This window comes from Flavobacterium hercynium, assembly GCF_002217285.1.
GTDB classification, from domain to species: Bacteria; Bacteroidota; Bacteroidia; order Flavobacteriales; family Flavobacteriaceae; genus Flavobacterium; species Flavobacterium hercynium.
This window is the reverse complement of the sequence record NZ_MUGW01000027.1, coordinates 1-22,791: the sequence shown is the minus strand read 5'-3', so window position 1 is coordinate 22,791 and position 22,791 is coordinate 1. Positions and strand designations below refer to the sequence as shown.

Annotated in this window: 23 protein-coding genes; 11 read left to right on the top strand and 12 right to left on the bottom strand. The window is 33.0% G+C overall.

Going from position 1 to position 22,791, the window contains the following annotated elements:
- Window positions 1-5: 5 nt before the first annotated feature.
- The 5 genes from B0A66_RS13955 to B0A66_RS13935 all read right to left on the bottom strand — a co-directional run bounded on the left by B0A66_RS13955 (window position 6) and on the right by B0A66_RS13935 (window position 4,150).
- Window positions 6-812: a mechanosensitive ion channel family protein gene (locus B0A66_RS13955; RefSeq protein ID WP_089050469.1), complete on the bottom strand. Its 807-nt coding sequence runs from the start codon at window positions 810-812 to the stop codon at window positions 6-8.
- Window positions 813-1,030: 218 nt separating this feature from the next.
- A complete protein-coding gene (locus tag B0A66_RS13950) occupies window positions 1,031-1,249 on the bottom strand; it encodes a hypothetical protein (protein ID WP_089050468.1) in 219 nt (72 codons plus the stop codon).
- 153 nt (window positions 1,250-1,402) lie between these two features.
- Complete coding sequence (locus B0A66_RS13945; protein ID WP_089050467.1) at window positions 1,403-2,449, bottom strand: glycoside hydrolase family 130 protein; 1,047 nt, start codon at window positions 2,447-2,449, stop codon at window positions 1,403-1,405.
- Window positions 2,450-3,252: 803 nt separating this feature from the next.
- Window positions 3,253-3,906 carry an SRPBCC family protein gene (locus tag B0A66_RS13940; RefSeq protein WP_089050466.1) on the bottom strand — a complete coding sequence of 218 codons (654 nt, stop codon included), beginning with the start codon at window positions 3,904-3,906 and terminating at the stop codon, window positions 3,253-3,255.
- Between the two features lie 64 nt (window positions 3,907-3,970).
- Window positions 3,971-4,150 (bottom strand): hypothetical protein, encoded by a 180-nt coding sequence (locus B0A66_RS13935; protein WP_123868242.1) that lies wholly within the window; start codon window positions 4,148-4,150, stop codon window positions 3,971-3,973.
- A 301-nt stretch (window positions 4,151-4,451) separates the two neighbouring features.
- On the opposite strand from B0A66_RS13935, the gene B0A66_RS13930 reads away from it, so the two are divergent.
- The 10 genes from B0A66_RS13930 to B0A66_RS13890 all read left to right on the top strand — a co-directional run bounded on the left by B0A66_RS13930 (window position 4,452) and on the right by B0A66_RS13890 (window position 12,504).
- Complete coding sequence (locus B0A66_RS13930) at window positions 4,452-5,510, top strand: serine hydrolase domain-containing protein (protein ID WP_089050464.1); 1,059 nt, start codon at window positions 4,452-4,454, stop codon at window positions 5,508-5,510.
- Window positions 5,511-5,806: 296 nt separating this feature from the next.
- Window positions 5,807-6,193 (top strand): type VI secretion system tube protein TssD, encoded by a 387-nt coding sequence (gene tssD, locus B0A66_RS13925; protein WP_089050463.1) that lies wholly within the window; start codon window positions 5,807-5,809, stop codon window positions 6,191-6,193.
- Window positions 6,194-6,343: 150 nt separating this feature from the next.
- On the top strand, window positions 6,344-6,739 hold the full coding sequence (tssD, locus tag B0A66_RS13920; protein WP_089050462.1) for a type VI secretion system tube protein TssD: 396 nt from the start codon (window positions 6,344-6,346) through the stop codon (window positions 6,737-6,739).
- A gap of 41 nt (window positions 6,740-6,780) precedes the next feature.
- A complete protein-coding gene (locus B0A66_RS13915; RefSeq protein WP_089050461.1) occupies window positions 6,781-8,586 on the top strand; it encodes a type VI secretion system Vgr family protein in 1,806 nt (601 codons plus the stop codon).
- Between the two features lie 2 nt (window positions 8,587-8,588).
- Window positions 8,589-8,756 (top strand): hypothetical protein, encoded by a 168-nt coding sequence (locus B0A66_RS22875; RefSeq protein WP_165766619.1) that lies wholly within the window; start codon window positions 8,589-8,591, stop codon window positions 8,754-8,756.
- Window positions 8,743-9,831 (top strand): hypothetical protein, encoded by a 1,089-nt coding sequence (locus B0A66_RS13910; protein WP_089050460.1) that lies wholly within the window; start codon window positions 8,743-8,745, stop codon window positions 9,829-9,831. Before B0A66_RS22875 ends, B0A66_RS13910 begins: the two co-directional genes overlap by 14 nt.
- Window positions 9,810-10,484 (top strand): DKNYY domain-containing protein, encoded by a 675-nt coding sequence (locus B0A66_RS13905; protein WP_089050459.1) that lies wholly within the window; start codon window positions 9,810-9,812, stop codon window positions 10,482-10,484. The genes B0A66_RS13910 and B0A66_RS13905 overlap by 22 nt, the downstream gene beginning before the upstream one ends.
- Window positions 10,485-10,719: 235 nt before the next feature.
- Entirely contained in the window at window positions 10,720-11,325 is a 606-nt protein-coding gene (locus B0A66_RS13900; protein ID WP_089050458.1) for a hypothetical protein, read from the top strand.
- Window positions 11,322-11,996 (top strand): DKNYY domain-containing protein, encoded by a 675-nt coding sequence (locus tag B0A66_RS13895; RefSeq protein ID WP_089050457.1) that lies wholly within the window; start codon window positions 11,322-11,324, stop codon window positions 11,994-11,996. Before B0A66_RS13900 ends, B0A66_RS13895 begins: the two co-directional genes overlap by 4 nt.
- A 79-nt stretch (window positions 11,997-12,075) precedes the next feature.
- Window positions 12,076-12,504 carry a DUF3592 domain-containing protein gene (locus B0A66_RS13890; protein WP_089050456.1) on the top strand — a complete coding sequence of 143 codons (429 nt, stop codon included), beginning with the start codon at window positions 12,076-12,078 and terminating at the stop codon, window positions 12,502-12,504.
- 4 nt (window positions 12,505-12,508) lie between these two features.
- Here the strand turns inward: B0A66_RS13890 and B0A66_RS13885 are convergent, their stop codons facing one another.
- The 7 genes from B0A66_RS13885 to B0A66_RS13855 all read right to left on the bottom strand — a co-directional run bounded on the left by B0A66_RS13885 (window position 12,509) and on the right by B0A66_RS13855 (window position 21,549).
- Window positions 12,509-13,165, bottom strand: a complete 657-nt coding sequence (locus B0A66_RS13885; protein ID WP_244283487.1) for an alpha/beta hydrolase — start codon at window positions 13,163-13,165, stop codon at window positions 12,509-12,511.
- Window positions 13,166-13,233: 68 nt separating this feature from the next.
- Window positions 13,234-14,067 (bottom strand): 4,5-DOPA-extradiol-dioxygenase, encoded by an 834-nt coding sequence (gene ygiD / locus B0A66_RS13880; protein ID WP_089050488.1) that lies wholly within the window; start codon window positions 14,065-14,067, stop codon window positions 13,234-13,236.
- A gap of 169 nt (window positions 14,068-14,236) precedes the next feature.
- On the bottom strand, window positions 14,237-15,067 hold the full coding sequence (locus B0A66_RS13875; protein ID WP_089050454.1) for a helix-turn-helix transcriptional regulator: 831 nt from the start codon (window positions 15,065-15,067) through the stop codon (window positions 14,237-14,239).
- A gap of 122 nt (window positions 15,068-15,189) precedes the next feature.
- Entirely contained in the window at window positions 15,190-16,662 is a 1,473-nt protein-coding gene (locus B0A66_RS13870) for an efflux transporter outer membrane subunit (protein ID WP_089050453.1), read from the bottom strand.
- Window positions 16,663-16,671: 9 nt separating this feature from the next.
- A complete protein-coding gene (locus B0A66_RS13865) occupies window positions 16,672-19,785 on the bottom strand; it encodes an efflux RND transporter permease subunit (RefSeq protein WP_089050452.1) in 3,114 nt (1,037 codons plus the stop codon).
- A 48-nt stretch (window positions 19,786-19,833) separates the two neighbouring features.
- Window positions 19,834-20,925: an efflux RND transporter periplasmic adaptor subunit gene (locus B0A66_RS13860; protein ID WP_089050451.1), complete on the bottom strand. Its 1,092-nt coding sequence runs from the start codon at window positions 20,923-20,925 to the stop codon at window positions 19,834-19,836.
- A 267-nt stretch (window positions 20,926-21,192) separates the two neighbouring features.
- Window positions 21,193-21,549 (bottom strand): hypothetical protein, encoded by a 357-nt coding sequence (locus B0A66_RS13855; protein ID WP_089050450.1) that lies wholly within the window; start codon window positions 21,547-21,549, stop codon window positions 21,193-21,195.
- Between the two features lie 287 nt (window positions 21,550-21,836).
- Here B0A66_RS13855 and B0A66_RS13850 point away from each other — a divergent pair, with 287 nt between their 5' ends.
- The gene (locus B0A66_RS13850) at window positions 21,837-22,736 is read left to right on the top strand and encodes a hypothetical protein (RefSeq protein ID WP_089050449.1); all 900 of its coding nucleotides are present in this window, start codon (window positions 21,837-21,839) and stop codon (window positions 22,734-22,736) included.
- Window positions 22,737-22,791 lie beyond the last annotated feature (55 nt).

Here is a 22,791-nt window from a genome sequence, read left to right as displayed (position 1 = left end):
GATTTTTATTTAATTATAAAGTCATTTTCTTTTAGGGCTTCTGCTACTTTAATTACCACTTCTGATCGGTGTTTACCGTCTGTGATGGTTCTGTCTGTAACAACCCAATAACGAACATTAATTTGAATGGTACTTCCTGTAATGCCGGACACTACAGCTGAGTTAGAGTAACCTTTATCTACAACAGCATTGTCTGTTTCCATTACCTGAGTGATGATTTCAATAGCTTTTCGGTAATCTGATCCGTATTCAAGACCAATAGTAAAGTCCTGCAATAAAAAGCCCTCACTATTAAAATTTACAAGGGTGTTTTTAACTAAAAGGGCATTAGGAATATAAATGTTCTTACTGTCGCTTTTTACTTGTGTATCACGCAGGTTAAGCGCAACAACTTTACCTTTTACTCCATTGCTTTCGATGATGTCGCCTACAGAAAAAGGACGTTTAAAAGCGAGCAATATTCCAGCAAGGAAATTTTCTCCAATATCTTTTAAGGCAAAACCAATTACAAATGCTGATATTCCAGCACCGGCGAGTACACTTTGTGCTACTCCTGTAAGACCAATAACGCGGAACATAAAAAGTAAACCAATTACAATAAGAACCGCTTTTATTAAATTGGCAATAAAAGTGGCTAGTAATGGGTCGTGCATTCTTGTTTTTAATCTTCGGTCTGCAAATGTTTTAACACGTGCTGCAATAAACCAGGAGATTAAAACTACAAGTATAGCCAGAAGTATCTTGGGTGTTATGTCGACAAGGCCATAATAGTAACCTTCCAGATGTTTAAAAATATCACTAATAAATTCCATATAGTTTTGAATTGTCTTAAACAATAAAATTAAAAATCGTCGTCGACATTATTTTACATGATAATAAGGCATGTTTTATATAATCTTTAGATATATTTAAGTTAAAATGTATAGTATAATGCATACAATAAAACCATTAGTTTGTTACTAATGGTTTTATGATCTTACTTAAAGTTATTTTTAAAGTAGTGTAATATTAATTGCTTATATTTAAATTCTTATGATTTATTATCCATAAATTTTTGCCCTTTATCTTCTATTGGAGGATTTGCTCTGGAAGAAAATTTACTTAAATATACAGCTTCATCACCCCAACACAAGAGTTCTTCTTTCGTAGAAAAATAAGGTATGTTTTGATCAACTTGTTCTTCATACATAGAAGTAGCGGTAGAGATAGAATTGTTTTGATTTTGTTCGATGGAGTTGTTTGGTGTCATAGCTTTATTTGTTAAGTTTAGATAGTAAAAGTCAGGATATAGTAAATAATTTTTGTAACGCAATGAGGATGTAAATGTAGAGAGAAGGTTTGTCAATTATTTACATGATTTTTAATAATAGTTATTTAATTGTCAGTTTATTATGCTATTTTTCTATTCAAGTTTAGAGAGGATTTCTGAAATAGAAAATTGCGCACCACAGACAAATTCATCAGCAGCTCCGTAATAAACAGTAAGCGTATCGCCATCGACAACATGTCCGTTAGTAAAAACAACGTAACCAAAGAAACCACTTAATTCATAGCTTTCTGTTGGTACCATTATAGGATCGATAGTTCTGGCTAGTACTTTTGAGGGATCTTCCAGATCCATTAGAAAAGCCCCCAGACAATATTGATGTTGGGCGTTTGCTCCATGATATATTTCCAGCCATCCCATAGCTGTTTTGATAGGCACAGCACCGGCACCAACTCTGGCACTATCCCAAAATCCAGGTCTTGTGCCTAAAAGAAATTTATGATTGCCCCAATGAATACCATCTGGAGATTCTGCGAGCCAGATAAAATTCCCTCCAATCTGCGGACTCGAAGGTCTGTGTAGAGCGTAATACGTACCATTTATTAATTCTTCAAAAATAGCACAGTCTTTATTGTGAGGAGGGAAAATCAGACCTTTGTAATCAAAATTTTTCCAGTCTTTAGTAATTCGAAGTCCCACACCAACACCGCTCGATGATACTGCTGTATACGTTATGTAATATTGATCGCCAAGTTTGCTGACACGCGCATCTTCGATACCAAATTGCTCGAGTTTTCCTGAGCCTAATAAAAGTGATAGGTCATTAGGTTCTGAAAAATGTATTCCGTCTTCGCTTGATAACAATCGTAAATGCGAAAGAGTAGTAAGATAATCTAAACCTTTATATTGTACAATTCTGGCATCTGTGGCGACTAGATCAGGATCAGAAAGAGATACTTCGATAATTTCTATTTCGCCAGCTGCATTTACTATCGGAAAAAATAAAACACCTTCTTTTTCAGCGATTGATTCTGCTACCCGAACCAATAACCATATTTTGCCTTCAAAAACAAAAACACCGGGGTTCAGTAAACTAATAATTTTGAGATCCTTGTTGCTGGGTTGCAAATCTTTAGGCTCTAAAAGTGGATTTTGTCTAAATCTGCGGGCAATATCACTCATACGATTTTGAATTTATTTCTACTAGTCTGAAGTTGTAACAGATTTGAAATTGCAAAATTTATATGCTAATAAAACATCATAATGAATTGAATTATAGCGTTGTAAAGTAAGTGATTAGGCTGGTTTTTCATTTTATACAATAAATAGCGAATGTTATAATATTCACATTCAATAAGATATCTAATGTAAAAAGAATAAAATAATAAGTTTATTTATTGCGTTACCAATAGAATGCTAATAAATAATAAAAAGCCTAGACAGAATATAAAACTAGCAGGATAATGTTATAAAATCTTCATGAAGCTGATTATGTAATTTTGTATTTGTACTACTAAAACAATTATTAGAAATATTCACATTGTTTAAAAGCGATAGAATAGGTTTTTAATATCTTAAAGTAGTTGTTCAAGTAATTTATTTTATTAATTTGATATTTAATTTATTAAATGATATAATAAAATCTATTTTTTTCAGTTAAAGGAAAATAGAATTAATATATGAAAAATAGTAAGAGCACTTAGGGGAAATAAATTTTACCTTAGTGGTTGATTATTTATTTATTTTTCTTGCCCGCGGTGTCTCATAGCGCTGCGGGTTTTTATTTGCTGTTTTTAAAGGCTTTAATTGAGTTTACTTAACTGTTTAGATTAATAAATAAAATCGCCACGAATTCACGAATTATTTTTATACGCTACTATAAAAAAGCGTATTCATTCGTGAATTTGTGGCGAAAAAACAATTTGGAAAGTCTCCAAAAAAAAAGCGTTAGATTCATATCCAACGCTTTTAGTTTTTTTTTTAAACTAATGAATAGATTCCATATATACCTGAAGATTTTTGATATCGTCGTTTACCATTTTTTCAAAATAAGGATTCAATAATTTTGCTGCGCTTTCTCCTGCAATTCCTAGTGGTGCGCGATAGGATATCATAACTTCAATTTCGGTTTTGTAACCTTGTGCTTTAAAAAGCACTTTACCAAAATTTTTAATAGGTGCATTAGGAAGCGATTGCCAGCTAATAACTTTCTCTTTTCGGTCTTTTATAATTTCCGCATTCCATGAAAGAGTTCCTATTCCTCCTGGTCCTTTCACTGTCCATTCTGATTGTGTATCACTAATTGTTTTTACCGAAGCCAGGTGATTCATAAACTTAGGCAGGTTTTCCAGATTACGCCAGAAAGAATATACGTAGCTAATTGGTCGGTTGATAACAATACTTGTTCTGATATTTACGTTCGTTGGTTTATCATTTTTTAAATGATCTACAGCGTTATAAATAGGGCAGTAGCCACTAATTCCTCTTGCCAGCATCGCACCTCCTGAACTGATTTGCGCAAGACTTTTATTTTCCTGTGCAAGTCCTTTATATAAAAGATACGAACCGCTTGTTACCATTAATATACGCTCTAATGTCGAAACATTGGCGGTACTTTTAGATGTTGATTTCGTTTCCATGTTTTAGATTTTTAATTAATATTTTCTATTGTTTTTTAAGATAGAATTTTTTGCCAGTTAGATTTTAGTCAGTAGCAAAATCTTCAGATTCGCTGTAGTTTTGATCAAAATCTTCTTCAAGATTATCGTCTTCACCACGTTGTTGCAGTTGCTCTTCATTGTAGTTTTCATTTTGAATGTGATCTACAGTTTCCGGATTATTCTGAATGTTATCATACTGGTTTTTGTTTTCGTCTGTTTTCATCTTATTGTAATTTAAATTTGCAATTGACTTTGTCATTAAACAGAATGACATCATTCAAATTTAGGCATGAGACGATAAAATAATTTTATAGAATTACAATTGAGATTTCTGTAATTACAAGTGTTTTAACTTGTACGGTGCTGTTTTTTTAGTTGTTTGTAATTACTCGTACTTGTTAAGAAATAACTCGTACGGATAATTTCGGAGAGAAATGCGTACGAGTATTTTCATTCGGTCGTGTAGGAATAGTATCTGCTGCATATTTGCATCAGAATAATTTTTTAAACCAAAACACCATATCATGAAAACATCATTTAAATTTTTAGCAGGACTATTATTAGTAACTACTTTTTCTATTGCACAGGATATTACAAAAAGAATTGATTCGATTATACAAGTTAATTATCAAAAAAATCCAAACGTAGGTATGAGTATTGGTTTTGTCAAAGACAATAAAGAATATTTTACAGCCCAAGGTAATTTGAATGCGAAAAGTAAAATTCAGATTGATAAAAATTCAGTATTCGAAATTGCTTCTGTCACAAAAATTATCACCTCAAATTTTATAGCGCAGGCCGTTTTAGAAAAAAAGATTAATATAGACGATTACATCGATGACTTTTTGCCAAAACAATATGCGCTTCAGGATAATCTTAAAATGAAAATAAGAATTTCAGATTTAGCGTCTCATCAATCAGGTTTACCGGATATTGATTTTGCAAAATTAATAGCGCTCAATCCACAACAGCCTATAAGCAATGTAACTTCTGAAACGTTGGCAAATTTGGTTAACAATTGCGCTGAACTAAAAGATTATGGCAAGTACCGCTATTCAACTATTGGTTACACCTTACTTGGGCAAATATTAGAAAAGGTATACAACAAAAGTTACGATCAGATTGTGAAAGAAAAAATGATCGCACCATTGAAGCTGAAAAACACTTTAACTAAAAATTTTGATGTCTCAAATACTACAGATGGTCAAAGTCCTGATGGAGCAAGCCAGCAATTTATGGAATGGAACGTTACTGCTCCTGCAGGATTAATAAAATCCAGTGCTTCTGATGTAGTAGCCTATTTAAAAGCTGTTCTGAATAAAGAAAGTACAATAGGAAAGGCCGCACTGTTAACAGAAAAAACATTTTATAAAGTAGACAACAGAGAATTAGGTCTTGGCGTAAATATCATGAGGGAAGATAAGAATACCGTTTATTTAAAGTCTGGAGATTCTATGGGGCAATCTTGTATAATTGCATATGACAGAGCTAAAAATTGGGGTATTATTATATTATTGAATGAAAGAAATTCAAAATTGAGACAGAGTATATTAGATCAGATTTATGAGACGGTACTTAAATAATTTTAGATAATAAAATTTTAATTTTTCGTATTTTTTAAGCAATAAATTCTTGTTATATTGTAAAGTATTGATTAGTGAAAAGTATTACAGAAAGAAAGATTTTAGTTAATAAAATCATGTAATATTTTTGTTTTTTATTAAGAATTATAGGGGTAAAATAGTGTTTTTTAAATGTAACTATTTGATTTAATGATAATTGTTAATTGTAAATATAATTTTATTAAATTTAGTTTGTTGAAACAAAATTATTTCTATTTTTACTGCATAATTAAATAAATAATTTAAATCTAAACATTATGTCATTCTTAACTACATTAACCGTTGCAGGTAAAGATTACAAAGTATTAAACGTGAGCTATGACTTAGCTCAAGAAACAGATGCTTCAGGGCGTCCATCTACAGTAACACGTGGAGGAAGAATTATGATTCAGGTTGAATCAACTGGTGGTACAGAATTGTTCGAATGGATGACTAACAACTTCGAAAGAAAAGAAGGTTCAGTAAAATTCATCAAACGTGATTCTAATGCTACTTTAAAAGAGTTAAAGTTTACTGAAGCTTACATGGTGAAGTACAAAGAAAACTTTGATCATAACAGTGAAAATCCGTTAACGGAGACTTTTATGATTTCTGCACGTAAAATTTCAATGGGTGGAGGAGAATTTGATAATGCTTGGGTTTAATCCTTTAGTATTATTTAAACTTTATCACACATAAAAACCATAAAAGGGAGTTCATGATGTGGACTTCCTTTTTTGCTTTAAACTGAAAACTTCTCGATGGGGCAGAAGCTTTTATAATTCACTAATCTACAATCTAAACACCACAGCAAAATGAGTTTTTTATCTAAATTACACATAGACGGAGAAGAATATAATGTTCTCGATTTTAATATTAGTTTTAAACAAGAAATAGACACAGCCAGCAAGCCAACAGGCGGAGCAAAAGGCGGTGTGATCAAAATAACAATTGAGGCAAACCAAAACACCGACTTTTTAAGCTGGATGTTAAACGGTGACCTTACTAAAGATGGTAAAATAGTTTTTTACAGACGAGATGCTTTAAGTAAAATGAAAGAATTAAGTTTTACGAAATCATTTTGTGTTGGCTATGACGAACAGTTTTCAAGCACCAACGATGTTCCAATGAAAATTACAATGGAAGTCGTAGCTAAAGATCTGACATTTGGAGATGCAAAATTCTCTAATAACTGGATTTCTTTAGCATAATTAGAGAAAGTAAATAAAGCTAATTAAAAAACAAGTACATCATGTCACATTTTTCAGAACAAGTTCATATTTCAGTAGGAAGTTTTAGCCAAAACGTTGTATATTATGATTTAAAGGTTTCTCAGAAAATGGGCGATCACCATCATTTTTCATTCGTTTGGCAATACACCGGTAAAGCAATTATAAACCCGGCAGATCAGGCAAAAGCTTTGAGAAGTTACTTAGGCGACGAAGTAATCTTTACTTTCAAAAGCCTTACTGGAATTAAGTTAATGAGCAAAGGTATTATTACTGAACTAACCTCAATTGATCTTCACGGAGGTCCGGCAGGATTACACGTTTCAGGAGTAAGTCACAGTATCGTTTTGGATGATATGAAAAGATCAAGATCTTTTAAAGAACGCACTATGGACGATATCGTAGTGAGTATTTTTGGCGAAGGTCCCGGCGAATTCTACCAAAGAGATTCTATTAAATCAACCTACCGCAAAGAATTCAAAAATCTGGTTCAGTACAACGAAAGTAATTTCGAATTTATAAACAGATTATCAAAACGTTACGCACAATGGTTTTATTTTGACGGAATGCGTATGCAATTCGGGCAAACCAAAGAAAGCAAAGTAAAACTGGTAAACGGAGCTTCACTTCATGGTTTTACGATACAAACGAATATGGCTTCTCACAAAATAGCTGTAGAAGGTTTTGATTATAATAGTGTTTCAACGCTTAAAAATTCCTCAGCCAAAACAGCTACAGGAAGTAAAGATAGTTTTGCAACGGTAATTGGTTACAATCAAGGAACCGTTACTAATCCCAATCTAAATGACGGAGTGTACACTGCAAACGCCAACAATAAAGAAGAGATCGAAGAAATGGTAACGATGCAAACCGCAGGAAGTGACGCCAACAGCGTTTACTACAGTGGAACATCGTATTTCCCAATTGGTGTTGGACAAGTATTTACTATTCAAAACCAAACGGTAGAACACGAACTTATTGCAATTGAAGTGGTTCACCATTCAGAAGTACACGGAAATTACTCTTGTGAATTCAAAGCAATTCCAGCCGATGTAAGTGCTCCACATTACACTGATGTACATGCTTTCGCAAAAGCAGAAACACAACCTGCACAGGTAAAAGACAACAACGATCCCGAAGGATTAGGAAGAGTAAAAGTAGAATTCTACGGCGCAAGTGGAACTGCTGTAACGGAATGGATTCGTATGGTACAGCCGTATTCCGGATCTGGAAAAGGTTTCTACTTTATCCCGGAAATTGGCGAAGAAGTACTAATAGGTTTTGAAGGAAACAATGTTCAGAATCCGTATGTAATTGGAACACAATACAACGGAAATGATAAAAGTGCCTATTCCGATAGTAAAAACAGCTTAAAAGCGATTCACACGCGTTCCGGAACTAAAATGATCTTTAATGACGAAGACGGAAGTGTTCTAATCGAAGACATTGGAGGCAGCAGCTGGTTAATGGATGGGAAAGGAAACATTAACGTTACCGCTGCTAAAGACATTACCATAAATGCAGGAGAGAATCTGAATATTACTGCAGGTAAAAATGTTTCTGTTAGTGCAGGCGAGAATATGGAACATTCTGCTAATAAAGATATAATGCAAACAGCAGGAGGGGATCTTAATATAAATGCTGCTGGGGATATTTTAGAAAATTCAGACAATCGAACAGAGATTTCAACAGAAACAACATCTCGTCAGTCAAAAAAATCAGAGTTGTTTTCTGATGAGATTGATATTAATAGTACAAAAGAGAATATAAAAATGAACAGTTCCAAAACGATAGAGTGGAATAGTGCAGAACAATCAAATCTTTTTTAGTTATGGCTATAAATAAAATTGCTAAAAATATTATTACAGTATCACAAAATAAAGAAGTTAGTATTTCTAAAAAATTTGTAGAAACAACAGAAGAAAAATATGTTGAGGCTACAAATGGTAATTTAGTTTTAACTTCTATGAAAAAAATCTTTTCAAATGGCAACACCTAATAATTCTTTCGGAAATTACGTAGCGGGGAAACCGACGGTATTGATCCCACCAACATTATCCTTATTTTGCGAAAAAATAAATACTTTACCAGCTAATAAAAAAATTTTATTAAAGTTTGTTGTTAGTGGAATTAGCAAAAAAGATTGGGGAGGTAAATATTCATTAAAACTGGTTCCTTCAGATCCTAAAATCAAATTATCGACTAATGAATTTGAAGTTGAGGAGGGGTGGACTATTCAGACAAATATTGAATCTAAGGCTGAAATTAAAGGCTCCTATTTGCAAGTCAAGATTAATGATAAGGATAGTAGTAGAATTAGTATAGACTTTACAAGTGATATTAAAAAGGATATTTTTTCAGATGTTGCGATAAAAAGATTACTAGATGAAAATACAAAACTAGCAGAACTTGTTGATTCGGACCACCCATTGCCTGAGTATGCAGGTAATTATTGTATGGCTGCTGCTGAGAGGGGAATTTCCGAATTACTTCAAGATTATAAAAATTTTTATGCGATAGATAAAAAAACTCAAAAAAGAAAGAATTCGGTATATTTTACAGGAAAGACTGCAATTGATAGAGGTAATGTTATGCATGGCCTGGGAAATGTAAAATCTAAATGGGAATTTGATAAATATAAGATAGATCACGATTTGTTAAAGAAATTAAACAGTTCAAAAAATAATAGTGATGCTAATAATGTTTTTCAATCAATCAATAATGACATAATAACGATATCAGAGGAATCTAAAAAAGCATTATATAATTTATTTTTAAAAGATATATCTTCCGTATTTGGTTTTCATGTTTATTATTTCTGTATTGTTGGTGGTTTTCATACGCTACTTCTTATCATCGATTCTACAAAAGGTCCTTGTGAATCTACCTATGCAATGTATGATCAGCATGGTATTAAATCAAAAGGACAGGGAAAATTAAGTGAAATAGGAGAAGGATTTAGAGCACAATCTAGTTTTAATTTTGCAAATTCATGTCTAAATAGATTTAAAGGCGGAAAAACAAAATATTGGGATTCAACAAAAACGTATCTATGGAAAATACAAAAAAAATAGTTTTATTACTTATCATATCTTTTTTTAGTTTAACAGGTTGTAAGTCGCAAAATAAAGAAATAAAATTACTAAGTAATAATTTATATAAAGATGATAAAGGGAATATTATTTTCCGTATTCGTGATCTTGAAGGTTTAAAAGAAGAGAAAGGATTAACTGTTAAAAATGATACTTTAAATTTTAGCCATGTATACGATAGTAAGACTAATACATATATAAAAAATAACGAAGTTATCGATTGGGAAACCTTTGATAATATATTCAATGACCCTAAGAATGTTGAAAAAACTAAGGAAAAACAAAATGGAATAACTTTTTACTGTTATTTTTCAGACAAAAACAATATGTATCTCTATCCTTTTTTAAGTACCAGATTACTATTCATTAAAGGAAATGATTATGAAGTTTTGGGTGGTGCTTATTTAAAAGTAAACAATGAAATATACTGGAAGGCAAAAAAACTTGAATCTGTCGATATAAAAACATTTAAAACAATTCAAGTTATTAATGCTGCTGATTATCATGAATCTTCAATTGGTTCAGATAAAAATCATTTATATATTGGAAGTAAAATAATGAGTTATGAAATATTTAAATATAGATATAGTGAATATCAAGAGTTAAAGAATAAGTATTTTAAAGATGATATTTAATTTATTACATCTGTTTATTTTTTTACTTTAATATTAAATGAAAATTAACGAGATATCACTTCTTTAAGGGAATTTGTTATTTACAAATCAGTTTATTGAGGTGGTAACAATGGTTTGGAAAAGTTGTTAATGTTCACAGAGGTAAAAAATTAAAGAGAAATGCAGATTTTGATGAATATGGAAATGTTTACGCAACAGGAAGGATATGTCGTTAAGATTTTAAATTCGATAAAGAATGCGTAAAAAAAAAATATTAATAACTGTTCTATTTGTTTTTCAAGTAATTACTGCGCAAGATAAAAGTAATTTACCAGTTTATTCTAAAAAGGTAATAATAGGTTTTGTAAATGAAGATTCCAAAGTTGAGAGCTGTAATGAATGTTATGTATTAGATACTTTAAAAGTATTAACTAAAAATATTTTAGTTAAATCAGAAGTTCAAATAACTAAAGTAGCTGATAAAACTAAGTTTGCCAGATTGTATACTGTAGAATATATTCAAAAAAATAAAAATGGAATATTGAAGTTTAATAATATAATAAACTCAACATTTAATGAATTGTACATAAAGAATATTAATGGTAAATTATTAATATTTAGACAGCTTACTTATAGTAATTCATCTGCAAAAATAAAAATCAATGAGGACGATTATGTGGATTTCCCTTCTAGTTTAATTTGTATGCAAAATTGTAATATTACAATAGAAAATAATACTTTAGATTTTATTGATTTATTTAATTATAAGAAAGATGTTGAATGTTTTAACTGTCCAAATAGATATTCTTTACAAGAATGTATCATGATTAAAAAGAAAAAACAAAAATTTTCCTGGAAATGACACATATTATAAAAATGAATAAAACAGTTTTATATTTACTATTGTTAGTGCTTCTTATCAGTTGTAAAGCGCAAAATAAAGAAATAAAATTACTAAGTAATAATTTATACAAAGATGATAAAGGGAATATTATTTTCCGTATTCGTGATCTTGAAGGTTTAAAAGAAGAGAAAGGAATGACTGTTAAAAATGATTCTTTAAATTTCAGTCATGTTTACGATAGTAAGACTAATACATATATAAAAAATAACGAAGTTATCGATTGGGAAACCTTTGATAATATATTCAATGACCCTAAGAATGTTGAAAAAACTAAGGAAAAACAAAATGGAATAACTTTTTACTGTTATTTTTCAGACAAAAATAATACGTATCTATATCCTTTTTTAAGTACCAGATTACTATTGATTAAAGGAAATGATTATGAAGTTTTGGGTGGTGCTTATTTAAAAGTAAACAATGAAATATACTGGAAGGCAAAAAAACTTAAATCTGTCGATATAGAAACATTTAAAACCGTTCAACTTGTTAATACTGCTGATTATCATGAACTTTCGATTGGTTCAGACAAAGATCACTTATATGGTGGAAATGAAATAATGAGTTATAAAGAATTTAAAGATAGATATAGAACAGATGAAGAGCTAGAGCGTAAGTATTTTAAAAAATGATTAAGAAGAGCATTTTAAGTATAGCTGGAGAACTATTATTTTACAATAACTAAAAAGAAGAATACGCATTAAATAATACATGAAAAAAAACAAATTAAAACTATTCTTATTAGCAATAGGAATTATTCTTTCGGTTATAACTGTAAAACTAATGTATGATAGTACTAATTATTTAAACAATGCCAAACGTGCATGGGCTACTGTTACAGGGTACAATGTTAAATTAGTGGAAGAAGATATAAAGCGAAATGGAAGAACGGTAACAGAAAAGAGAAATTATTATTATCATAAATTTCAGTTTAGAGATCAAAAAAATAGAGTAATACAAGTAGAGTCTAGTATAGGAAATGGAGATTCAGGTGCCTATCAAATTGGAACTAAAGTGATGGTACTCTATATGGAAGACAATCCTAAAGATGCAATGATAAATAATTTTACAAATTTGTGGTTAAGAGCTTTTATCTTAGGATTTTTTGCATTCGTTTTTTTACTTATTGGTTACAACTGATGTTTTACTGTTTTAAAATCCAATTGATAACATCGTTTAACATAGCAGGATTGATAGTATGATCTTCGCTATACTGATGAAAATTAGGATTTAATTCCTTAGATTTCAGGTAATCCTGAGCATCAAGAGCATATTGAAATTTCAATACAGAATCATGCGTACCGTGCGAAATAAAGATTTTCAGTTTCTTAAGTCTGCTTTTATCAGCAACAACAGGCTTTATTTCGGGAAGTAATCTTCCACTCATTACCGCAATTCCGGCGATCTTTTCAGGTTCAGTCAGTGCTACACTATAACTCATAATTCCGCCTTGGCTAAAACCCATTAAATAAACTTGATTTTCATCGAAGCTTTCTATTGTTTTTAGATCTTCAATAAATTTCAAAATTTCTTTACGGGAGCTTTCTGCCTGAACTTCATTAATTACAGATCCGGCGGCAGTAAATTGTACCTGAAACCAAGCAAAACTATTAGCGCCTAATGTTATTGGTCCTCGTGCAGAAACGACTAGAAAATGATCCGGAAGCGCATTAACAAATGAAAACATATTTTGTTCGTTACCACCAACGCCATGCATCAGGATTAACAAAGGTGGTTTTTGAGATTGTATTTTTGGATGCCTTACTATATAATGTAAAGCAGGTTTTTGTTTGGGTATCATAGTAAAATTTAAACTAATTATAACAACTAAAAGTAACAATGCGGAAATCCACAGGAATTTGGATTTTATCATGCCTTATTGATTATGACAGACATCATATTGAGTGATCCCGCAACAAGCGCATCATTAAATATTGTGGCTTTTTCGTCTTTTTCCTGTAATCCCAAAATATAAAGTAATGGATTGTAATGTTCCGGAGTTGGAATCGAAAGTTGTACTTCTTTACCCAGTTTATCATAACGTATTAATGACTGATGATCTCCATCCGTAATCAGGTGTTTGATTTTTTCATTAGCAGCAATTGCCCAGTCAAAACCATATCCAGGAATCATCATTTTGTCCCAGGCAGCCATTCGTAGGTTATGGATCGTGTTTCCACTTCCTACTATAAGCACTCCTTTTCTTCTCAAGGCAGCTAATTCTCGACCTAATGCATAATGATATTCAGGACCTTTAGTGTAATCCATACTCATTTCTATGATCGGAATGTCGGCATCAGGATAAAGGAATTTAACCACTGTCCAACAACCGTGATCTAATCCCCATTGATCGCTTAAACCAACTTCTGTAGAAGTAATGAGTTTTTGAGTCTCTAATGCAAGTTCCGGACTTCCAGGCGCAGGATATTGTACATCAAACAAAGCTTGCGGAAATCCACCAAAATCGTGAATCGTTTCCGGATGTTCTGCTGATGTTACAAAGGTACCTTTGGTTTCCCAGTGTGCCGATATACAAAGTATTGCTTTTGGTTTTGGTAACGTCTTTGCAATAGATTGAAAACCTTGGGTAAAAACATTGTCCTCGATGGCATTCATTGGGTTTCCGTGTCCTAAAAAAAGTATAGGCATTCGTTCCGTTGGTGCTAAGGTATCGGTAATATGGTGTAATGAATTTAGTTTCATAGCTGCTGCTCCTAGTGGCAAAAGTGCCATTGTTTTTAAAAAATCTTTTCTATTCATAACTACTTAAACAGATTTAGTATTGGTTTACTGCCTCTTTTAAAATTGTAGTACAAAGTTCTAAAATAATGACACCAAAAGAGTAACACAAATCAGAAGAATAGTTGTGGTTTTAGGAAATAAGCTTGGCCATTTCTTTGCGGTATTCGGTTGGGGTGAATCCGGATTTTTTCTTGAAGGCATGCGTGAAATAGGTTTTTTCATTAAAACCCAGTTCGTAGCCTATCTCAGCGATAGTTTTATCGGTAGTGATTAAAAGATTTTTTGCCTCAGTGAGTTTTCGGGTTTCTATAATTTCAGAAACACTTCGGTTTAAAATTTCCTGACAAATGATGTTTAGATTTCGGGTAGTCATAAAAAGCTTTTCGGCATAGAAATTTACATCTTTGGATTCTTTGTAATGTTCGTCCAGAAGTTTTAGAAAATTTTTGAAGGTATGACTTTGAATCTTTTTAGATTCATCATTGTTGAGATTCAGTTTTTTTCTTTCGGATTCAATAATTGTAAATAAACTGCTCAAAAGTTGTCTGATTATAGAAAGGTCAGGAGCAGGCTGAAGATATTCGTCATACATCATCGAACATAATACATCCAGACGCTCAAAACATTGATCTGACTGAAGTGAAATATTGGCTTTATCATGGTAAGACGAATAGAGCTGAAAAACCGTTTCGGCAATAAATTCGCTTTTAAAACGGATAGCCCAGAGGTCACATTCTCCGTTTTTAGCCATAGGTTTAACGCGATGGACTTTCCCCTGCGCAATGAAGCTAACAAAAGGCGCGTCTATTACTTGTGATTTCGAATCTATAAAATGTTCTAATTGACCGTTTTTTCCAATCAAAAGTTCTTCAAAATCATGATTGTGTGGTTCATTTGGAATTTCACTAATTCTTTCGGCTTCTGCAGCATCAACTTTGAATATTTTAAAAATTTCGGTCATCTAAGGAAAATAAAATATAAATGTAATCAAAAAAAAATCCCATTTCAAAAGAAATGGGATTAGAAAACTACAACGCTGAACCACTAATTCAAAGGGTAAAAGCATTATTGACCAACATTTAACTAATTTATTCCTCCTCCTAATGCTTTATACAATAGGATTTGAGAATTAGCATTCCTAAGTTGAATATCAACAAAATCAAGTTCAGCCTGCAGTTTGTTTTTTTGTGCATTGATTATTTCCAGATAATTGGCATAACCACTCAAATACAGATCATTGGATACGTTTACAGCTATTTCCAGATGATCAATTTCTTTCATTTTATATTCCAGAACATCTTCAAAAGCTTCATTTCGATGCAGTAAAGCACTCAATTCATTAAAAGCGGTTGTAACAGCATTTTGGTATTGTAGAAAAGAAATTTCCTGTCTTCTGTTCGAAACATAAAATTCCTGTTTAATTTGCCCTTTATTGAAAACTGGAGCCGTTAAGCCGCCTAATAATTGCCAGGCAAAAGATCCCGCATCAAAAAAAGTATTAAAAGAAAACGAGTTAAATCCAGCATATCCACCCAAATTTACCGTTGGAAAGAAGGCAGCACGAGCTGATTTCGCATCGGCATTACTGGCTAATAACTCAAAGTAGGCTTCAGCAACATCAGGTCTTTTGTGAACAATAGAATCTACACTTATCTTTTGGTTTAAAACCTCAAGATGACCTGATAAAAAATCAGTACTTCTGTCTATTTTTCCGCCATATTCGCCTAAAAGCGTTAGTAAAGCTTTCTCTGTTTGATCTATACTTAAATGTAATTCTGTTGCTTGAGCATAAATGTTGTTGTTTTGCGCATTAAACTGCTGTACAGCTAATTCTGTAGCTTTACCCACAGAACGTTGAGCTGAAACAATATCAAGTGCTTTTTCCTGCGTTTTTAAGTTATTCTCGTAGATTGCAGCTTGTTTGTCTAAGGCAATAAGTTTGAAATACAAATCGGCAACATCGGTCAAAAGTTTCGTTTGCAATAAACGCATACCTTGTTGTGATGCAAAATAGCGCTGACGTGCCGCTTTTTTACGATTACTCAGTTTACCCCAAATATCAGCTTCCCAGGAAACCTTTGCGCCAAGAAATAAGTTAGGCGTAACATCCGTATTGATTCTTTGTTTATCAGTAATATTCTGAGAAAAATTAGTATCATAATTACCAACACCATCCATCGTGTATTTACCATAACGAGTTCCTGAAATATCTGCCTGAAGATCTAATGAAGGAAGAAGTGCTAGTTTTGCCACTTTCAAATGAGAATTAGCAATTAGAATTCTTTCTTGCATGATTAGGAAATCAGGATTTTGAGCAACAGCTTTCTTTAGTAACTGTTCTAACTTTGGATCTTTAAAATACGTTTCTGTTTTTAAAGGAATAAACGGAGCTGAAACGTTTGAGGTGTCTTTTCTTTTCGCATCAAAGTTTTCAGGAAGTTTCGCAGCCGCTAACTTATCACTGATTTTGGGTGCAGAACAGGCAGTCAGAAGTAAAATTCCAACTAGCACAGCTGCACCTTTAAATTTTTTATATCGTTTAAATATGTCTTTCATTGTTTAAATTTATTTATTCATTCCTTTTTCAAGTTTTGCAAACAGTATGTAAAGTCCCGGAATAATCACCAGACCGAACACAGTTCCAATAAACATTCCACCCGCAGCCGCAGTACCAATCGAACGGTTACCAACAGCTCCTGCACCTGTAGCGATACAAAGCGGAATCAATCCTGAAATAAAAGCAAAAGAAGTCATAAGAATAGGTCGAAAACGAAGTCTTGCTCCTTCAATAGCCGCTTCCGTAATATCACGCCCAATTTTGTTTTGAGCCATAGCAAACTCTACAATCAAAATGGCATTCTTGGCGAGCAGACCAATCAGCATGACGAGTGCTACCTGAGCATAAATATTATTGTCTAACCCAACAGCTAGCAGTGCCAGATACGAACCGAAAACTCCAACAGGAAGACTTAGTAATACCGGAAATGGAAGTAATAAACTTTCGTATTGTGCTGCAAGCAATAAATACACAAAGAGTATACACAAAGCAAAAATGTAAATGGTTTGGTTTCCGGACAAAATTTCCTCGCGTGTCATACCAGACCATTCCAGTTCAAAACGGCTAGGCAGTTTTTCGGCAGCAATTTTTTCAACAGCTGCAATAGCTTCACCAGAACTAAAACCTTCCGCTGGTTCACCGTTAATCATTGCTGACATATACATGTTGTAGCGCGTTAAAACTTCTGGTCCGTACACTCTTTCCAATTTTATAAAAGTCGAAAACGGAACCATTTCTCCTGCGTCATTTTTCAGATACATGTCCAGAATGCTTTCCGGATTTTTACGGAATTGCGGACTTGCTTGCACCATAACTTTATACATTTGAGAAAAACGAATAAAATTGGTAGCATAAAACGAACCTAGCATAGTCTGCAAGGTCGACATGGCATTGTCTACTGAAATTCCTTTTTTAGCCGCCTGATCATAATCAATATGAATTAAATACTGCGGGAAAGTAGCATCAAAACTCGTAAAAGAGTTCTGAATTTCAGGTGAAGCATTTAGTTCTTTAATGAAATTTTTAGTTACTTCATCAGTATTCGTAATGCTTCCTCCGGATTTATCGAGTAAACGAAGCTCGAAACCGCTGGTATTACCAAAACCGGGAACAGTTGGCGGTGCAAAAATCTCGATCTGAGCATCGTTTATTCCTTTTGTTTTTTCAGTTAACTGTGCAATAAAATCAGTTACAGAAATATCGCGTTCGCTCCAGTCTTTCAGGTTAATCATTCCCATTCCGTAAGAAGCACCGGCAATTTCAGTAACAATACTATATCCGGCAAGTGTCGTAACGTTGTCTACACCTTTAATCCCTTTTGCAATTCGCGTTACCTCGTCTAATGCTTTTTCAGTACGTTCTACCGTAGCACCTTGTGGCGTAGTTACACTTACGTACACCATTCCCTGATCTTCAGACGGAATAAATCCGGATGGTAAGAACTTACTTGTTCCCCAAGTTAGTAAGCAGAAAAGCACTAATAAACCAACGGTAATCGAAGTTCGGTCAGCAAATTTTATTAAAACTCTAATATATTTTGAAGTGATATTATCAAACCAAGTATTGAATTTGTGGAAGAAACGATCCAGTAAAGATTTTTTCTCTTTATTAGGATCATGAGCCTTTAGCATAATAGCACAAAGAGCAGGAGTAAGGGTAAGGGCGTTGATTCCTGAAATTACAATACTAATTGCCATTGTCAGAGAGAATTGCCTGTAGAAAACCCCAACAGGACCACTTAAAAAAGCAACCGGAATAAATACCGCTGCCATTACAATCGTAATCGCAATTACGGCGCCCGTAATTTCTTTCATAGCGCTAATTGTTGCCGGCAAAGGTTCCATGTGTTCTTCGGAAATCTTTACGTGAACAGCTTCGACGACGACAATGGCATTATCGACCACAATTCCGATCGAAAGAACCAAAGCAAAAAGCGTTAGTAAGTTGATCGAGAATCCCATCATCGACATAAAAGTAAACGAACCAATAAGTGCTACAGGTACTGCCAAAACAGGAATTAAAGTCGATCTCCAATCCTGAAGGAAGATAAAAACAACAAAAGCCACCAAAATAAACGCTTCGATTAACGTTCTGATAACTTCGTGTATGGAAGCATCAAGGAAACGCGATACATCATAAGCAATATTAAAATCCATTCCCGGAGGAAAAGAAGTCCCTTTTAGTTCTTCCATTTTTGCTTTAACACTTGCAATTACTTCAGAAGCATTTGAACCCGGACGCTGTTTCAACATGATCGATGCAGAAGGTTTTCCATCGGTTTTAGAAACCATTCCGTAACTCATTGCACCAAATTCAATATTCGAAATATCTTTTAATCTTAAGATGGTACCGTCAGGATTTGCTCTTAAAGCGATTTCTTCATATTGCTTCGGTTCAAAGAATTTTCCTCCGTACTTAATTACATATTGCAATTGATTGTCCATTTGTCCGGATCCTTCACCAACTTTACCGGGTGCAGCAGAAATGTTTTGTTTTTGAAGTGAATTAATCACTTCGTTTGCTGAAATATTATACGAAAGCATCTTTTGCGGATCAAGCCAGACACGCATCGAATATTCTTTCTGTCCCATAATTTCAGCACGTCCAACACCATCAATACGCTTTAATTCCTGAAGAATATTAATATCCGTAAAGTTGAAGATAAACTGCTCATCCTGAGTTTTATCCGTACTGGTGATGTTTAGATACATCAACATACTATTCACCTCTTTTTCGGTAGTAACTCCGGCACGAATTACCTCTTCCGGAAGCTCATCCAGAATGGTGGTAACCCTATTTTGAACGTTTACGGCAGCTAAATCAGGATCTGTTCCTACTTCAAAGAAAACCTGAATAAGCGTTAATCCATCATTAGAAGTTACGGTAGACATGTACGTCATGCCCGGTACACCGTTTATGGCTCTTTCCAGCGGAAGCGCGACGGCATTGGCAGAAACCTCTGCATTGGCTCCTGTATATTTTGCTGTTACCGTTACAGACGGTGGTACAATATCGGGAAATTGGGTTATGGGAAGCTGAAACAAAGCCAGTAATCCCAAAAGTACGATCATAACCGAGATGATTAATGACAATATTTTTCTTTTGATAAATAACTCTATCATTATATTTTGTTTAGATTAATAATTAAAAAATGATTACGAAGTCAAAAATTACATTTGTTTAATGTTGATTTTATCGCCGTCTCTCAATGATTGTGCTCCTTCTTGTACAATCAGGTCATCTGTTTTCAGACCTTCATTTAAGATATAAACATCATCAAGAGTGCTTCCAATAGTTACATTGGTCATTTTAACTACTCCATCTTTTTGCACTACAAATACATATTGTTTGTCCTGAATAGAAAAAACAGCTTTCTGCGGAATTAATATCGCATTCGTTATCGGTTCTGAAATAATAAGTTTTCCAGATGTTCCGTGTTTGATAAATCCTTTCGGATTGTGAAATTTTGCTTTGTATTGAATGGAACCGGTTTCTCTGTCGATTTCTCCGTCAGCTGTTCTTAATTGGCCTTTTTGGTCGTACACCATTCCGTTTGGCAACACAAGTTCGATATCACCTTGTTTTTCAAGTGTTTTGTTTTCCATCATTTGGAAGTAGGTATTCTCCGGAATAGAGAAATAGGCGTACACATCATCCAATTGTGAAACAGTGGTTAGTAATGAACCATTTTCGATAAGACTTCCTTCTTTAAACGGAATTCTGTCAACCGTGCCGTCAAATGGGGCGCGAATTGTAGTAAAGTTTATTTGCTGGTTGATCGCTTTTCTTTCTGCTACAGCGTGTGCTACTTTTGCAGAAGCAGCATCATGTTTTGCCTTAGATAATTCTAATTCTTTATCGGCGATTACTTTTTTATTGAATAGGGTTTGCGCTTGTTCTTGTTCGACTGTTGCGATTCTTAAATCAGCCATTGCGCTTTTATAAATAGCTTCGGCTTTCAAAAGTTGAATCTGAAGTTCAACATCACTTATTTTGAATAAGATTTGTCCTTTTTTTACTTTTTGCCCTTCGCTTACATATACTTTATCAAGTAAGCCGGGAATACGAACGTGAATTTCTACATTGTTTTTAGCATGTACATCGGCAACAAATTTGCTCGAAATTATTGTGTCTTTTAACGTGACTTTGTAGACAGGAAGTGTTTTTATGTTGTTAGCATTCTTTTTTGCTTTATCGCCACACGAGACTAATACTAATAATGCTAAAGCATACAAAAGGAAAGGATTTTTATAAATGTTCATGATTTGGTATTAAAAAATTATATAAACTAGGTGACCTCCCTTATCGTTAAATAGGGAGTTTGAGTTTTGGAATTGGATACCGAAAAATTATCGGAATATTAAATAATAATAATGTGTACGAACACTTTCTTTTTTGAAAGCACCGTTTAAGGAATGTTTTTTAAGGCAGTAATAACAGCACTACATAGTACAACCATTACATAAATAAATACGTTATCATTCCAGAAATATCTGAAAGAGCATAAAAAACAAAAAAATATCTGAAATCTAGAAAAGCTGATACAAATGCAAATGGGTATGCCTTTGTATCTGGTATATTGAAGCTATACCATATATTAAACTCTTTTTATAAAGTTTGAAGTTGACTAAGTTGCTGAAATAAGGAATTTTGATTGTCGTACTTTGTTCTAAAGTAGCACGGCTTTTTGCTTTTTTCTTGACTTTGTAATGAACTTCTAAATTATTAGAAGAAAAATCAGAAGAATAGAAGATAATGTCGTCTGCCGCAACACTGTCTAAAGTAATACAATTATTGACAAAAACCTGGTGCTGTTGCGTTTCGGTGCCTCTAAAAAAAGAGAGCATCGATAGTAAAACGATATATATATACTTCGTATATTTCATTTATAGCACAGCCGTAAATAGCAGTTTTTAATTAAAAAGGCTTATAATTGTTGATGAAGCGCCAAATATAGCATTTTGAAAAAGAACAATTCTTAATTTTTTTTTAAAACTGTTAAGAATTAAAAATTTGATAATTTTTGGAAGGAGTTTTTATTGTTTTTGATTTTTAAATATATATTCGTTAAGCTTTTTTTATCAGCATAGACGATTAAATTGTTGCAAATGTAAAGTAGCGGACAAAGCACTTTTTTTATGAAGTATACATTTGAAAATTAAATCTTCTTATTATGAAAAAGTATCAGCTAATAGTATTTTTTAGTTTTTTAAACTTCTTATCTTATGCACAAGGTTGCAGCGATGCCGGAATTTGTTCAATTGGCAGTAATTTTATAGGAGAATCAGATAAATCAAGAAACACAATTGAAGTAGGAACCATATTTGGAAAAGGTCAGTCTGATGTAAGCTACATCTCTCCTTATGTACTATATAAACGCAATCTTACAGACCAGTTCTCGCTAAGTGGAAAAGTAACCTATTCATCATCCAAAGGTGGTTTCGGTACGATAGGTCAGTTGGGAGATGCTTACCTTGTTGGTAATTATACGTTTGAAAAGAAAGATAATTTACAATGGAGTAGTACTGTTGGAATTAAAGTTCCTTTTTCGGATTCTAATTCAAAAATTAATAACATTTCTTTACCAATGGATTATCAGGCAAGCTTAGGTACATACGATCTAATTGTTGGTGCTGATTTGCAATATAATAATTGGGGTTTTAATACATCACTGCAACTACCAGTTATAAACAACAATAAGAATTCATATTTTGATGAATATTCAACTTCTAATGACTTTGTATCGACCAATTTATTCGAAAGAAAAGCAGATGGTTTGTTGAGGGTATTTTATACTATTAATAAGCTTAACAGTAAGTTTAGCTTTAAGCCTAATGTATTGTTTATTTATCATTTTGGAAAAGACAGTTACCAGACAACTCTTGGAGAAAGAAAACAGATTGCAGGATCAGAAGGGGCGACTATAAATGGAAATCTAATAAGTTCTTATGCTATTAATAGTAAAAACAGTATTGAACTATCACTTGCAACTCCATTTTTATTTAGAAAAGTTAGACCGGATGGATTGACCCGCTCATTTACTGCCGCGTTAGTTTATCGATATAGTTTTTAATTGAGTTTTAATAATTCTATTAACGTCAGATATTGAATTTAAAAAACCGAATCTC

Bases quoted from the DNA above. Each gene is read 5' to 3' on its own strand.
- B0A66_RS13950 (WP_089050468.1), bottom strand. From the start codon at position 1,249: ATGACACCAAACAACTCCATCGAACAAAATCAAAACAATTCTATCTCT.
- B0A66_RS13855 (WP_089050450.1), bottom strand. From the start codon at position 21,549: ATGAAATATACGAAGTATATATATATCGTTTTACTATCGATGCTCTCT.
- B0A66_RS13915 (WP_089050461.1), top strand. From the start codon at position 6,781: ATGTCACATTTTTCAGAACAAGTTCATATTTCAGTAGGAAGTTTTAGC.
- B0A66_RS13860 (WP_089050451.1), bottom strand. From the start codon at position 20,925: ATGAACATTTATAAAAATCCTTTCCTTTTGTATGCTTTAGCATTATTA.
- B0A66_RS13870 (WP_089050453.1), bottom strand. From the start codon at position 16,662: ATGAAAGACATATTTAAACGATATAAAAAATTTAAAGGTGCAGCTGTG.
- B0A66_RS13900 (WP_089050458.1), top strand. From the start codon at position 10,720: ATGCGTAAAAAAAAAATATTAATAACTGTTCTATTTGTTTTTCAAGTA.
- tssD (WP_089050462.1), top strand. From the start codon at position 6,344: ATGAGTTTTTTATCTAAATTACACATAGACGGAGAAGAATATAATGTT.
- B0A66_RS13910 (WP_089050460.1), top strand. From the start codon at position 8,743: ATGGCAACACCTAATAATTCTTTCGGAAATTACGTAGCGGGGAAACCG.
- B0A66_RS13890 (WP_089050456.1), top strand. From the start codon at position 12,076: ATGAAAAAAAACAAATTAAAACTATTCTTATTAGCAATAGGAATTATT.
- B0A66_RS13875 (WP_089050454.1), bottom strand. From the start codon at position 15,067: ATGACCGAAATTTTTAAAATATTCAAAGTTGATGCTGCAGAAGCCGAA.
- ygiD (WP_089050488.1), bottom strand. From the start codon at position 14,067: ATGAAACTAAATTCATTACACCATATTACCGATACCTTAGCACCAACG.
- B0A66_RS13865 (WP_089050452.1), bottom strand. From the start codon at position 19,785: ATGATAGAGTTATTTATCAAAAGAAAAATATTGTCATTAATCATCTCG.
- B0A66_RS13850 (WP_089050449.1), top strand. From the start codon at position 21,837: ATGAAAAAGTATCAGCTAATAGTATTTTTTAGTTTTTTAAACTTCTTA.
- B0A66_RS13955 (WP_089050469.1), bottom strand. From the start codon at position 812: ATGGAATTTATTAGTGATATTTTTAAACATCTGGAAGGTTACTATTAT.
- B0A66_RS13905 (WP_089050459.1), top strand. From the start codon at position 9,810: ATGGAAAATACAAAAAAAATAGTTTTATTACTTATCATATCTTTTTTT.
- tssD (WP_089050463.1), top strand. From the start codon at position 5,807: ATGTCATTCTTAACTACATTAACCGTTGCAGGTAAAGATTACAAAGTA.
- B0A66_RS13885 (WP_244283487.1), bottom strand. From the start codon at position 13,165: ATGATACCCAAACAAAAACCTGCTTTACATTATATAGTAAGGCATCCA.
- B0A66_RS13945 (WP_089050467.1), bottom strand. From the start codon at position 2,449: ATGAGTGATATTGCCCGCAGATTTAGACAAAATCCACTTTTAGAGCCT.
- B0A66_RS13895 (WP_089050457.1), top strand. From the start codon at position 11,322: ATGACACATATTATAAAAATGAATAAAACAGTTTTATATTTACTATTG.
- B0A66_RS13935 (WP_123868242.1), bottom strand. From the start codon at position 4,150: ATGAAAACAGACGAAAACAAAAACCAGTATGATAACATTCAGAATAAT.
- B0A66_RS22875 (WP_165766619.1), top strand. From the start codon at position 8,589: ATGGCTATAAATAAAATTGCTAAAAATATTATTACAGTATCACAAAAT.
- B0A66_RS13940 (WP_089050466.1), bottom strand. From the start codon at position 3,906: ATGGAAACGAAATCAACATCTAAAAGTACCGCCAATGTTTCGACATTA.
- B0A66_RS13930 (WP_089050464.1), top strand. From the start codon at position 4,452: ATGAAAACATCATTTAAATTTTTAGCAGGACTATTATTAGTAACTACT.